Source organism: Streptomyces sp. NPDC091292 (genome assembly GCF_044757265.1).
In the GTDB taxonomy this organism is placed as follows: Bacteria; Actinomycetota; Actinomycetes; order Streptomycetales; family Streptomycetaceae; genus Streptomyces.
The window spans coordinates 52,888-65,681 of sequence record NZ_JBIVUQ010000007.1; the positions used below are offsets into that span (position 1 = coordinate 52,888).

13 protein-coding genes and 1 pseudogene are annotated in these 12,794 nt (G+C 68.6%); 9 read left to right on the plus strand and 5 right to left on the minus strand.

Annotated elements, in window-relative coordinates:
* Positions 1-260: 260 nt before the first annotated feature.
* The 5 genes and pseudogenes from ACIQNU_RS20540 to ACIQNU_RS20560 all read right to left on the minus strand — a co-directional run.
* Positions 261-386 (minus strand): annotated as a pseudogene (locus ACIQNU_RS20540) (DUF397 domain-containing protein); the annotation flags it as partial.
* A 137-nt stretch (positions 387-523) separates the two neighbouring features.
* On the minus strand, positions 524-730 hold the full coding sequence (locus ACIQNU_RS20545) for a DUF397 domain-containing protein (RefSeq protein ID WP_401368193.1): 207 nt from the start codon (positions 728-730) through the stop codon (positions 524-526).
* A gap of 32 nt (positions 731-762) precedes the next feature.
* Complete coding sequence (locus ACIQNU_RS20550) at positions 763-1,059, minus strand: Scr1 family TA system antitoxin-like transcriptional regulator (RefSeq protein WP_401368195.1); 297 nt, start codon at positions 1,057-1,059, stop codon at positions 763-765.
* Positions 1,060-1,074: 15 nt separating this feature from the next.
* On the minus strand, positions 1,075-1,779 hold the full coding sequence (locus ACIQNU_RS20555) for an HAD family hydrolase (protein ID WP_401368198.1): 705 nt from the start codon (positions 1,777-1,779) through the stop codon (positions 1,075-1,077).
* Positions 1,776-3,266 (minus strand): helix-turn-helix domain-containing protein, encoded by a 1,491-nt coding sequence (locus ACIQNU_RS20560; protein ID WP_401368200.1) that lies wholly within the window; start codon positions 3,264-3,266, stop codon positions 1,776-1,778. Before ACIQNU_RS20560 ends, ACIQNU_RS20555 begins: the two co-directional genes overlap by 4 nt.
* A gap of 175 nt (positions 3,267-3,441) precedes the next feature.
* Here ACIQNU_RS20560 and ACIQNU_RS20565 point away from each other — a divergent pair, with 175 nt between their 5' ends.
* The 9 genes from ACIQNU_RS20565 to ACIQNU_RS20605 all read left to right on the plus strand — a co-directional run bounded on the left by ACIQNU_RS20565 (position 3,442) and on the right by ACIQNU_RS20605 (position 12,712).
* Positions 3,442-4,011, plus strand: coding sequence for an ATP-binding protein (locus ACIQNU_RS20565; protein ID WP_401368202.1), 570 nt, complete (start codon positions 3,442-3,444; stop codon positions 4,009-4,011).
* Positions 4,012-4,146: 135 nt separating this feature from the next.
* Positions 4,147-4,317: a DUF5999 family protein gene (locus ACIQNU_RS20570; protein WP_401368205.1), complete on the plus strand. Its 171-nt coding sequence runs from the start codon at positions 4,147-4,149 to the stop codon at positions 4,315-4,317.
* A gap of 141 nt (positions 4,318-4,458) precedes the next feature.
* Positions 4,459-4,971, plus strand: a complete 513-nt coding sequence (locus tag ACIQNU_RS20575) for a hypothetical protein (protein WP_401368208.1) — start codon at positions 4,459-4,461, stop codon at positions 4,969-4,971.
* A gap of 315 nt (positions 4,972-5,286) precedes the next feature.
* Positions 5,287-5,679, plus strand: coding sequence for a hypothetical protein (locus tag ACIQNU_RS20580; RefSeq protein WP_401368210.1), 393 nt, complete (start codon positions 5,287-5,289; stop codon positions 5,677-5,679).
* Positions 5,680-5,891: 212 nt separating this feature from the next.
* A complete protein-coding gene (gene fxlM / locus ACIQNU_RS20585; RefSeq protein ID WP_401368212.1) occupies positions 5,892-7,175 on the plus strand; it encodes a methyltransferase, FxLD system in 1,284 nt (427 codons plus the stop codon).
* Positions 7,172-7,363 (plus strand): FxLD family lanthipeptide, encoded by a 192-nt coding sequence (locus ACIQNU_RS20590; RefSeq protein WP_401368214.1) that lies wholly within the window; start codon positions 7,172-7,174, stop codon positions 7,361-7,363. The genes fxlM and ACIQNU_RS20590 overlap by 4 nt, the downstream gene beginning before the upstream one ends.
* Positions 7,364-7,494: 131 nt before the next feature.
* A complete protein-coding gene (locus ACIQNU_RS20595; protein ID WP_401368217.1) occupies positions 7,495-10,515 on the plus strand; it encodes a lantibiotic dehydratase in 3,021 nt (1,006 codons plus the stop codon).
* An 8-nt stretch (positions 10,516-10,523) separates the two neighbouring features.
* Complete coding sequence (locus tag ACIQNU_RS20600; RefSeq protein ID WP_401368969.1) at positions 10,524-11,747, plus strand: lanthionine synthetase C family protein; 1,224 nt, start codon at positions 10,524-10,526, stop codon at positions 11,745-11,747.
* Positions 11,732-12,712, plus strand: coding sequence for a thiopeptide-type bacteriocin biosynthesis protein (locus ACIQNU_RS20605; protein WP_401368220.1), 981 nt, complete (start codon positions 11,732-11,734; stop codon positions 12,710-12,712). Before ACIQNU_RS20600 ends, ACIQNU_RS20605 begins: the two co-directional genes overlap by 16 nt.
* Positions 12,713-12,794 lie beyond the last annotated feature (82 nt).

Here is a 12,794-nt window from a genome sequence, read left to right on the forward strand (position 1 = left end):
GTCCGGCTGGACTCGGGGGCCACTTCGTGGGCTGTGATGTCGGTGTTGTTGGCTACGCGCCCACTCTCGTGTCAGTTGGTGCAGGGACTCCGGTGTCCGAGCCGGGGCCCGCCGCTGTCGCGCGTGGCGTCGAAGCGCGGGCGTTCCATGAGCCGAGGATCGTGAAGCTCCCTCCGCCTCATTGACGCAGCCGACGAATGTCGCCCGTCTCCCCCTGTTACGGGCGGGAGAGACAGGCCACTTCTCGTACGAGGATCGGGTCAGGGCCGGGCGAACTCGTTCCGGTTCATGGCCCCGATGAATCCGTGGAACGCTTCGGTGGTGAGCAGCAGGGCGGGGCCGTCTGGGTTCTTGGAGTCGCGCACGGCGACGCCGGAGTGCGTTCCGGTGACGTCGGCGCACTCGAAGTGCTGCCCTTCGCCGCCTCCGCGGTATGAGGGCTTTTGGGCCCGGCAGGATCACCAGAGGCGGTCCTCCCCGCAGACCCCGGGGAGGACCCGCACCACCATCACCTTGCAGGTGATCAGACGATGCCACCGAAGCGCGCTGCGCCACTCTTCACTATGCCGATGAAAGCGGAGAACGAGGCGGGGGGAACCTTGAGAGCTGGTCCCTCCTTCCACTTCGAGTCCCGAACGGCGATCTCGGTATCCAGGTCGGCGACCTCGATGCAGTTACCTTCAGCACCGCTGCTGTACGACGACTTGAACCAGGCGCTTTCTGGCGCCAAGTCAGTGGACTGGTTCGCTTGTGTGTTGATGGCTACGACTTCCGTTCATTCTGGAATTTCTCAGCTTCCTTCAGGACGCGCGACGTCTCGTTCGGGCCGAGAGCCGCAGCCCGCAAGGCTTCAAACCTGCGGGAGAACTTTCCGACCTCGGGTTTCTTGTCAGTCACCCAGCACTGACCGTTCACGTGGTCGGCTTGTAGCAACTTGGGCAGAGGATCGTGCTGCTCCAGCAAGGCGAAGTTCTGACTGGCCCGGTAGCCGCTCGACGACGCCGGCAATATCTGCACCGTGACATGGTCCAGCGCAGCGAGCCCACCACCCCCGACCAAGCCTGCCCCCTCCGCTCAGGCAGGCTTTCGCTCGATCAGATGGAGAAGCCGGGACACCTCGGTCAGGTCGGCCATGACGCCGTCGGCGCCCGCGGCGGTCAAGGCCGCGGCCGACGTCGTTCCGGAGGCGACTCCGACAACGCGGGCTCCGCCTTCGCGACCCGTGCGGACATCCTCCAGCGAGTCGCCCACGATGACGGTGTTGCTCCGGTCGAAGGCGTATCCGTACGCGGCTCCGGCTCGCCGCTGCGCGATACCCACCAGGGCCGGACGATATGAGTCGTCCGATGCGTACCCGCCGACCGCAGGATCGACAAGGCTGATCAGATCAAACACCGAGAGCTTGATCATGGCGCTGTCCCGAAGGTTTCCGGTGACGATGGACGGCAGAAGCCCCGGGGATCTCCGTACGGCGGTAAGGGCCTCGACAGCACCGGGGAGCAACTGCCCATCGGTGAGCATTGCCGCGCGGTGACGCGCCAGTTCGTCCGGGAGGCGGGTGACGATCTGCCGCGCGAGTTCCCCAATTCGACCGGCGGGAACGCCGTTGGCGGTGAGGAGTTCCCTCACGGCGACCGGCATGGTGACCCCGGTACCCTTCGCAGGCAGCTTTTCCGGGGCGCGGCCGACCACTTCCTCGAAGACCGTGCGGTAGACGAGCCGGTCGATGTCGCCGACGTAGAGAAGCGTCCGGTCGATGTCCCACAGCACCAGGATCATGCCGCCGCGCGCCTCTTCATGACGGCTTCGCCTCGTTCCAGGAGGGCACGCGCGGATGGGGAGGCTTCGAATCGGCGGGCCTCCCTGAGCATGGAGCGGAGGTGATCGTCGAGGCGGGCGGAATGGACACCGTTCACCAGGCTGAGCACTTCCTGCCCGGTGGCCCAGCCGGCGTCGGGATTCTCTGTCTGCATGTGGGCGGTGGCCGCTCGGGAGAGGAACTGTGCGGTGGTCCGGACTTCATCGCGGCTCAGCTCACCGCGGGCGGCATCGAATGCTTCTGCGGCCTCTGCGGGGCGGCCCAGGTCGAGGAAGCAGCTAGCCGTCTGGCCGAGGATTTCACCGGGTTTGATCCAGTACAACCAGTACGGGTCGTCTTCGCCCTTGCCTTGAGCACACAGCGTCCGGGCCTCTTCAAGAGCTGCACGGGCGGCTCGTTCCTCGCGCAGACGGGCATGGCCCCGGGCCTGCCGGGTCAAAAGCATCGCTTGGAGGGCTGGAGCATCCTGGTTGCTGATGGTCTGCCGCGCGGTGCGGGCCGCAGTGACCGCGTCTCGTGGGTCTCCGACGGAGTAGCCGTGGATGGCCAGGTACGACAGAGCCCCTGCGGTGAGCCGGGGGTCTCCGGAAGCATGGGCCGCTCGCAGCGCGGCGAGGAACAGCTTCTGAGCCTTCGCGTGGTCACCGCCGTCGAACGTGTACCAACCCGTCTGCGCAGCCGCGTCTGCGGTCACCGCCGCCAGCCGACGGCCCAGAGCCTCGTCGTAGGCGCCGTGCTTCATCAGCCCGAGCAGGATCTTCAGGTGTGACAGAGACGTGCTGGCCAGACTGCCGCTGCCGCTGCTGGCGTCCGCCATCCGGAGTTCGTCCGTCGTCGCCTGCAAGGAGGCGATCAGAGGGGCGGTGACCTTGGCGCCGTCCGCAGACGTCGAAGCCATCGCTTCGGGGGACGCAATGGTGGACTGCAGCACGTACTGCATCAGGCCGGCCCCGCTCAAGGTCAGCACTCCACGGCGTTTCATGACACCTCCGATAGCCATGTCCAGTGACGTCACCATACGGTCGGCACTCCACGGCAAGGCCGGGTCGATGTGCCCCAAAGAGGGCTCCCGCTCCGCTTCGCCGAAGGGCGTCAGAAGCAAGGGGCTCAGGTCTGCCGGCAGTCCGAGCCCGTTGAGGACGTCGATGATGGCATCGCCTCCGCCCAGTTGCTTACGGCCCCGTTCCAGATCTGAGATGAACGACTGCGTGAGTCCCGTCATGGAGCGAACAGCCATCTGAGAGAGGCCGGACCGGCGGCGCAGAAGGCGCAGTAACTCGCCGAAGTCCCAAGCAGCCAGGGCCCTGTGGACCTGATCGTCCCGCCACGCCCGGTCGGGGATGCGTGGTGCGTCACCGACCCGGGAACACGGAGCGCACAGTGATTCAGAGTTGTACTGACTCAGTCTGTTCCCACACTTGCTGCACTCCCGAGACGACGATTTCATAACTGCCCCTGACGCATTGCCCCATCTCAATCCTCGGCTTCCATAAGGCTATTGGCATTTCGGTATCGCAGTAGCGATATCGCTCCGGCGGTCCCTCCGAGCTTGCGTCACCCACAGACTCCTCCCACGGCCCTCGGCACAGGCCGTCCGGCATCGCGAGTTCGGAGGAGACTCAGTGACCGCACGCACGTCGAAGCGTTCGAAGCGCGTCGCCCTCTTGGCCAACGCGCAAGCTGCACCAACCGTCCGCACTGCTGCCCCGGCTGCAGTTGTGCAGTCAACCGGGCCGGATGAGATGTGTCCCGGCCTTCGCAATCTGTCGGTGAAGGGCTTCGAGATCATCCTCGATCGCACCACGGGTCCGGGCGACTCCCTCTCCGACGAAGACAGGTCGCGGCCCCGTCAGGTTCGGCGTATCGAACGGGCGCACCTTCGGCACTGGGGAATCGAAAGCCTCATCGAAGCCGCTGATCTCCTGGTCACGGAGCTTGTCACCAACGCGTTTGCCCACGGCAGAGGCCCGGTCGCTGTGCGCATGTGGCGTACAGCCACGCACCTCTGGCTCGTCGTGGGCGGCAGTTCTGTCATCCAGCTCAACGAGAGTCAGATCAAGACGCCGGGTGACGGCGGTCTCGCCGAAACCGGCCGGGGCCTGGGCCTGGTCGACGCGGTTGCCGACTCCTGGGGACTCTCGGACGAACGCACCCGGCTGTGGTGCGCCCTCCAGATTCCCGGTAGTGGCTGATGCGTCCGGACAACAACCCCAGCGGACCGCCGTGCCCATCCCTGTTCGCGGCCACGGCGACGGGCCATCCGTGCACCGCGCCCCCTGACGACCTCCTCGGCAATCACCGAGCGACCGAGAGGATGAGCAATACGCATGTATCCGCGCACACCCCCCTGCCCGACGGCGGATCAGTCGGATCGCGAAGCGGCAAAGCCCAGGGCCCGGAACCACATCATGGGCTGGACATCGCTCCGTAACGGCGTCCTGCTCTTCGAGGACACCGGCGAGCTGCTGCCGGACGGCACGACGGGAGCAGCCGCATGACCGCGATGAAGCAAAGCCGCCTGATCCCCTACATCACCGCTCGTGAGGGGGAGGAGGCCGACTCGTTCTTCTCCCTGCGCGCGACCTTCGATGTCACCGGTGTCGCACGCCTCGGCTACTGGGACGAGACCAGGGAGGACCGTGACCGTGCGTGGCGTCCTGTGGTCCCGCGTGTCCCAGTCGATCGGAGACGACCGGTTGCCGGCCGGTGAGCCGAAATGGCGGCTGGTCCATCCCGCGCGGCAGCGCGAGACCATGCTCAGACTCCGGTGCCAGGTGTGCGTCGATGACGCCAGGACTCCCGAGGGAGTCCTGTTCCTGGAAGGCAGGAAGGGCGCCGTGCCCACGCCGGGTACCACGGTCCGCACCGCTCAGCCCCCGGTCTGCCGACGCCACGCCCGCGTGGCCTCGAAGCGGTGTCCCTACCTCGCCGAACACGGAAGCGTCGCGCTGCTCGCACAGAGCGCACCTCTGTACGGGGTCATCGGCACCCCGTACGCGTACACCGGCAGCGGCCTTCAAGTCCTGGCGGGCACCGACATTCCGGTGCCGTACGGAGACCCCGCCCTGCGATGGTTCCTCGCCTCCCAGCTCGTACGCACGCTGCAATCCTTCACCGCCGTACACCTGGACGACCTCGGACCCGCCACCTGACCGGCCCGTACGAAACCCTCGCCGACACACACCAACCCACCCCTCCAACCGGGAAAGCCGACTGACGATGTCTCACCTCTGGACCGCCCACCGCATCCGCACCCACCGCTCCCACCGCCACGACCACGAACCCCACACCCTCCTCGACATCCTCATGGACGGAGACGGAACCCAGCCCCCGCACCCGTTACCGGCAGCGCCCGACCGCCAACAACACCCCGTACTGATCCACGTACTAGCCACCTACCTCAGCGTCGCCTCCCTCCTCACCGCCGTCCTCGCCGCCCACACCCACCCCGGCCGGTAACCCAGCACATGGACATCACCACCGACATGATCCGGCGCGCACTCAAAGACCCCGCCTACATGACCACCCTCGCCACACACCTCATCGAAACAGGCGAGATCCCCGCGACCTGCGCCCGGCAGGACTACCACCTCACCCCGCAACACACCGCCCTACTCGCCGACGACCCAGACCTCACCCCCCGGTCCTGGTGCCTCCTCCACCCCCACCACCCCGGCCCCCACCACGCCCTCCTCCACTACCTCACCCACAACACAGCCCTATGGATCACCTGGCACGACCCCCACAGCAAAAGCGAACTCCTCCCCCTCACCGACTGCCCCCACTCCACCACCCCCGACCACGCCTGCCCCCTCTACACCGGCCACCCCGGACCCTGCCCCACCCCAAGACTCGGCTGACGGCGACCGCCCGCACCCAAGTGAACTCCTGAACGAGAGGAGGACGAACAACAGTGACGGGCCACGGGAGTCCTTTTCAGACGAACTCCGAAGCCCGGCGCGTAGCCGTACTCAAGGGGCGGCGCCCTGGCTAGCGTCACAGGCGACCGACCCACCAACACGCCTTTATTTCCGCTCAGTTGTGCGACCACTCGCAAAGGACTACCCCTGCTATGAACGATGTGCCGGCCGACCCCGACAGGGCCACTCAGCTCCGCAACAAGGTTGTCGACCAGTTGCGCGACGAGGGCTGGATCGCCTCTCCCGAGGTCGAGAAGGTGATGCGGGACGTCCCCCGTCATCTGTTCACTCCCGCCGACACACCGCTGGAGCAGGTCTACGACCCGTACTCCGCCGTGATCACCAAGACCGACGAGTACGGCGTGCAGCTCAGCAGTGTCTCCGCCCCGCAGATCCAGGCCCTCATGCTGGAGCAGGCCACGCTTCGTCCCGGTATGAACGTCCTGGAGGTCGGCTCGGGTGGCCTCAACGCCCTTTACCTCTTCAAGCTCGTCGGTCCGGGCGGGTCGGTGACCACGGTCGACATCGACCCGGAGGTCACCGGCCGCACCGAACGCCTCCTCGGCGAGATGGGCTACGGCCAGATCCGCGTGGTCACCGCCGACGCCGCCGAACCGATCCCCGGCCTCGGCCAGGTCGACGTCATCCTCGTCACCGCAGGCGCCTGGGACATCCCGCCGGCCTGGCTCGACCAGCTCAAGCCCGGCGGGCGCCTGGTCGTGCCACTGCGCATGCGGGGCCTGACCCGCTCGGTCGCTTTCACCCGCGTCGGTCACCACCTGGAATCGGAGTCCGCGAAGATCTGCGGCTTCGTTCCCATGCAGGGTTCGACCGAGCACCACGAAAAGCTCCTCCTGGTCAACGGCACGGAGGAGATCGCCCTGCGCTTCGACGACGGCCTTCCCTCCGAGCCCGGCAAGCTCGACAACGCCGTCACGACGCCGCGCCACGAGCTGTGGACCGGCGTCACCGTCGGTCTCCGGGAACTGCTCGACACCCTCCAGATGCAGCTTGCGATCAGCCTGCCGGGCTTCTGCACGATGGCCGTCGACGAGGATCTGGACACCGGCCTGGTCGCCCCGGTGAACAAGCGGCACGCCCTCGCCGCCGTCGAGGACGACACGTTCGCCTACCTCGTCACCCGCCGCACCCAGGACAACAAGCATGTCGAGTACGGCGTTCACGCCCTGGGCCCCAACGCGGAACAGTTCGCCCGCAAGATCGCCGACGTACTGCGCGACTGGGAAGCCACCCGGCGCGGCGGCCCCGGCCCGGACATCCGGGTCTATCCGGCAGGCACCCCCGATGACCAGATCTCAGGTGACCGGGTCATCGACAAGGTCCACAGCCGGATCTCGCTCTCCTGGCCCGCGGCCCAAGCCTCCGCGAGCCGGGTCCATCAGGCACCACCCGTCACACAAGGAGGATCGACATGAGCCCCACCCCCGCCGTTCTGGAAACCCACCAGGCGGCCATGGACGACGACTTCGCACCCCTGGACGTCAAGGTGGTCGTCGCCACCCACTCCATCGGGAAGCTGATGTGCACCACCGGCGACGGTTGCGGCGGGACCTGCGCCACCAACGCCTCCGCCTGCAACAGCTACGTCGAGGACCCGGCCTGACGCGACCTGGCCCGACCTGACCTGGCCTGACCTGACCCACGGCCCGTCGAGCGGGGGCGTCGAGCAGTCGGCGCCCCCGCGTCCCTGGCCCCGCCCCAGCCGCCACCATCCGCCGGAAGGACCGAGCCCACATGTCCGACGCCGTCAGGTACCAGTGGACGGGCGCAGCCATGCTCCGCGCGACCACCGTCCCGAGCCCCGCCGACATCCCCCACGGCCTCAGCCTGGACGACGCGGTGAGCACCCGCTCGTGGCTCACGGAGATCTGGCAGCGGCCCGACGTACGCAACGCGCTGACCACCGCCAGTCCCGTTCTCGCCCGGACCGTGGACAGCACCGTTCACGGCATGCCCCCGCCGCCCCGGCAGATCCGCCGGGCAGCCATGTCCGTCGTCTCCTACCTCCTGCGCTGGCAGCAACGACCCACCCCCTTCGGGCTGTTCGCCGGCGCCGCCCCGCTCACCTTCGGCACCGCACCCCATGCCCGGTGGGGAAACGACCACCGTGTCCGGCTGCGTGCCGACAGCGAGTGGATCAGCGACGTCATCCAGCACCTGGAGCACGACGCCGAACTCCTCGAACGCCTCCCGGTCGTCGCCAACAACACCGCCTGCATCCGCGGTGACCGTCTCACCGCGCCCGGCCCGCCCGCCGACGGCCACGCCCTGCTCATGGCACCCGTCGAGATATCCGTACGGCTCACCCGGCCGGTGAAAGCAGCGATGGACGCCGCCCGGACACCGATCCGCTACAAGGACGTGCGCGACCACCTGGCAGACCTGTTCCCCGCCGGAGCCGGAGGGAAGATCGACGGGGTCCTGCGCGAACTGCTCACGCAGAACCTCCTCATCACCAGCCTGCGACCACCCATGACAGTCATCGACGCACTCGACCACATGTGCGCCGAACTGAAGAAAGCCGACGCGCACTCCCTGCCCGACATCGGGGCTTATGTGAGCGGCCTGTACGACCTGCGCGACGACCTGGCCTCGCACGACGAGCCCGCCGCCTCCACCGACCTGCAAGCGCTCACCACCCGCATGGCCACCCGATCGGCCGTCGCGCCCGTTCCGCTGCTTGTGGACACCGCCCTGGACGGGCTGGTGCGCCTGCCTCCGGATGTCGTCACCGAAGCGCAGAACGCCGCCGCCGTCATGCACCGCCTCAGCCCGCTGCCCTACGGCTCTCACCACTGGCGGGACTACCACCGCCGGTTCCGTGCCCAGTACGGAGTCGGCGCGAGCGTGCCCGTCCTTGACCTTGTCGCCGACAGCGGCCTGGGCTGGCCCGCCGGATACATCGGCGGGGAGCGCCGCAAAGCCCCCAGGCTGTTCACCGACCGCGACGCCCTGATCCTCCGGCTGATCCAGCAGACCGGCCACGATGAACTCGTCCTCGACCAGGCCACGATCACCGAACTCGTCGAAGCCGCCGGCATCGACGAGCCGCTGCACGCGGACCGCTGCGAACTCGGCTTCGAGGTCCACTCTCCGTCGACCGACGCCCTCGCCCGAGGTGAGTTCAGCCTCGGCATCACCGGCGTACCCCGCCCTGGGAGCAGCATGCTCGGGCGCTTCGCCCACCTGCTGCCCACGGAACAACAGCGCCTGATCGCCGACTCCTTCACGACTCGGCGCGACGCCGTCACCGCGCAGCTCTCCTTCCCGCCGCGCCGCCGCCGCAACGAGAACGTCTCCCGCGCCTCCCGGCTGCTGTCCGCCGTGATCCCGCTCGCCGAACACCCCGCCGATTGCGCCACTTCGATTGCCCTGGACGACATCGGTGTCACCGCCGACGCCCGCAACCTCCACCTGGTGCAGCTCTCCACCGGCCGCCCGATCGACGCGCGCGTGGTCCACGCCTTGGAGGCCGGTATCCAGACCCCGCCCCTGGCACGTTTCCTGTCCGAGGTCGCAGGCGCCCGCCACGCGGTCTACAAGCCGTTCGACTTCGGCGCCGCCTCCCGCCTGCCGTACCTGCCCCGCGTGCGCTTCGGCCGCACCACCCTGGTGGCCGCCCGCTGGCTCCTCGACAACCGGGGCATGCCCGGCCGCACCGCACCCCACGACAAGTGGGAGAAGGCGTTCGCGGCCTGGCGTGAGCACATGAACGCCCCCCGCCACGTCTGCCTGGTGGAGTACGACCAGCGCCTCCCGCTCGACCTCGACCACCCGGTTCACCGCCGCCTCGTGCGCTCCCGGATGTATGAGGGACCCGGCCTGGAACTTCGCCAGGCCGCAGAGCCGGACGCTCACGGCTGGATCGGCCGCGCGCACGAGGTCGTCATGTCCTTCGCCCGCACCGCCCCCACCAGTCCACAGCCGCCAACGCTGCACCCCCACCAAGATGTCGAGCCCGTCCAGTTACCCGGAGCGGGCCCGGTACTCCGGATACACCTGCACACGCACCCCGACCGGTTCGACGAGATCCTCGACCGCCACCTCCCACTGCTGCTGACCCCGCTCGACCCCGAGCCCTCCTGGTGGTTCACCCGCCACCGGCGCCTCGCCCGCCCCGAGACCGGACACCACCTCGCCCTGAGCCTGCACGTCGCGCCGGCCGAACACGCGACCGTGACAGCCGCCGTGAACCGCTGGGCGACCCAACTGCACCACCAGCGCCTCATCGCCCGCATGACCCTGGAGCCGTACCGGCCCCAGACCGGCCGCTACGGCACGCGGACCGCAATGGACGCCGCGCACGACGCCTTCGCCGCGGACTCCGCGGCAGCCCTCGCGCAGATCCGCCTCACCTCCCGCACCGGCATCGCACCCCAAGCAGTGACAGGCGCCAGCCTGGTCGACCTCGCGACCCGTCTCCTGCCCTCCACCGAGGATGGATGGCGATGGCTGATCCAGAACGCACCCGCCCATGGCCGCCCCGACCGGACCGACCGCGCCCAAGCTCTCCAGCTCTACGCAGCCGGAGGCGGCGCCGACCTCGCCGATGTATGGACGAAGCGAGGCCGCACCCTCGCCGCGTACCGGCAGACCCTCGCCGCGAAGGAGCACGCCCCGGACACGGTGCTGCGCTCGCTGCTGCACCAGCACCACGTACGAGCCTTGGGCGTCGACCCCACAGCTGAGGCCGCCACCCTGCACCTCGCCCGCACCGTGGCCCTGCGCCACCAGCCGATCAAGGCGCGCCGATGACGGACGCGATGACTGGTATGAGGGAACAGGCCCGCGCACTCGTACAGGCCTTCACCACCACCCTCGCGCAGCCCTTCGCACCCCCGAGCGACGAACCGTGGGCCGGGCAGTCCCTCGCCACCGGCGCGGCCGGCATCGCACTGCTCCACATCGAGAACGCCGCCACCGGCCAGGCGACCTGGCACCGCGCGCACCACTGGATCAGCCAGGCCACGACCGGAGACATCACAGCCCACGACAACACCGGCCTGTACCTCGGAGCCCCAGCCATCGCCTACGTGCTCCACACGACCCCGGACTCCATGCAGCACCTCTACCGCCATGCACACACCGTCCTGCACGACCACGTCATGAAACTGACGCACCGCCGTGTCGACACCGCCCTCGCCCGCATCCACCGTGGCGCGCAGGCCACCTTCGCCGAGTACGACACCCTCTACGGACTCACCGGCATCGGCGCCTACCTGCTGCGCAACGCCCCCGGCAGCAGCGCGATGGAACGGGTCCTGCGCTACCTCGTCTCGCTGACCCACCCCCTCGACAGCCGCCGGCCCACCACGCCCGGGTGGTGGGTCGACCACGACCTGCGCCGTACGCACGGTCTGCCCGGCGGCCACAGCAACCTCGGCGTCGCCCACGGAATCACCGGGCCACTCCTGCTTCTCGCCCAAGCCGAACGCCGGGGCATCCAGGTCGACGGCCAGACCGAAGCAATCCGCACCATCTGCGACCACCTCGACACCTGGCGGCAGGACACCGACACCGGCCCGTGGTGGCCCGAACACCTCACGCACACCGACCTCAAGACAGGCCGACCGCACCAGCACGGCCCCGCCCGGCCCTCCTGGTGCTACGGAACCCCGGGCATCACTCGCGCCGGACAGCTCGCCGCAATCGCCCTCGGCGACACCGCACTCCAGCACATCTACGAAGACGCCCTGCACCACTGCCTGAACGACCCCGTGCAACTCTCCCGGGTCACCGACACAAGCCTGTGCCACGGCTGGGCGGGCCTGTATCAGACCGTGTACCGCGCCGCCCAGGAGGCCCACAGCCCGCACTTGGCCACGCACCTCCCCGATCTGGCCAAGTTCCTGATCGCGCAAGCCGGTGCGACCGCGCCCCTCAGCCCCGGCTTCCTGGACGGCACCGCCGGATGCGCGCTCTCCCTCATGACCGTTTCCGCCAACCAGGCCCCGGCCACGGAATGGGACGCATGTCTGCTGATCTGATCCCCGCGCCGCCCACCTCCCAGGAAGTCGGCCGGGCCGTCCTGGCTGTGCTGGCAGGTGACCCCGTCGACAACGCCGCCCGCAGCATCGGCATGCAGCCCACTGCCCTCACGGACGCGGTCGACGTCTTCACCCAGGCCGGAAACGACGCCCTCTCCCGCCATGAGCAGCCCACCCGGTGGTCGCAGTTCTACGTCGAGTTCTCCGACTGGACAGCCGCCGACCAGATCGCGGCCTCCCACCTCGTACCCATGGTGAACCGGCCGGAAGGCGCTGAAACAGCCCCGCCATGGTGGTTCATCCGCAAGTACCCGTGCTGGCGCCTCCGCCTGTACGGCTCACCCGACGCCCTGATCCACACGGAGCTGAACAAGCTGGTCCAAGCAGGGCACCTGCGCTGCTGGTGGCCGGGCATCTACGAACCGGAGACCGCCGCGTTCGGCGGAGACACCGGCATGCAGACCGCGCATCGCCTCTTCGCCGCGGACAGCCACCACATTCTGAACCACACCGGCACCCCGCTCGGCCGCCGCGAACTGTCCGTCGTCCTCTGCACGACCATGATGCGCGCGGCGGGCCTTGAGTGGTACGAGCAGGGCGACGTCTGGGACCGGGTGATCAACGAGGAACACCGCTCCGACACGAGCAAGGTCCCCGCAGGACGCCTGGAAGCGTTGACCCGCCAGATCCGCCAGCTCCTGGTCGGCGACACAAGGCCCAACGGTCAACTCCTCGGCGACGGCGCCCCACTGCACCCGGTCGCGGAGTGGGCCGAAGCATTCCGACGAGCGGGCGAGGCGCTGCAGGAGAGCGTTCGGACAGGGGCCTTGGAACGAGGACTCCGCCGGGTCCTCGCCTATCACGTCATCTTCCATTGGAACCGGATCGGCCTCTCCCTCGGCGCCCAAAGCGCTCTGGCACTGGCGGCCCGAGAAGCGATCCTCGACCCGCCGCCCGACGTGTAGCACCTGGCCGGGCCCGTGCAGCGACAACCTCGTACGCCCCAGTGCCGTAGGAGCCGCCAGTTTCCACCGCGGTATCGACGCG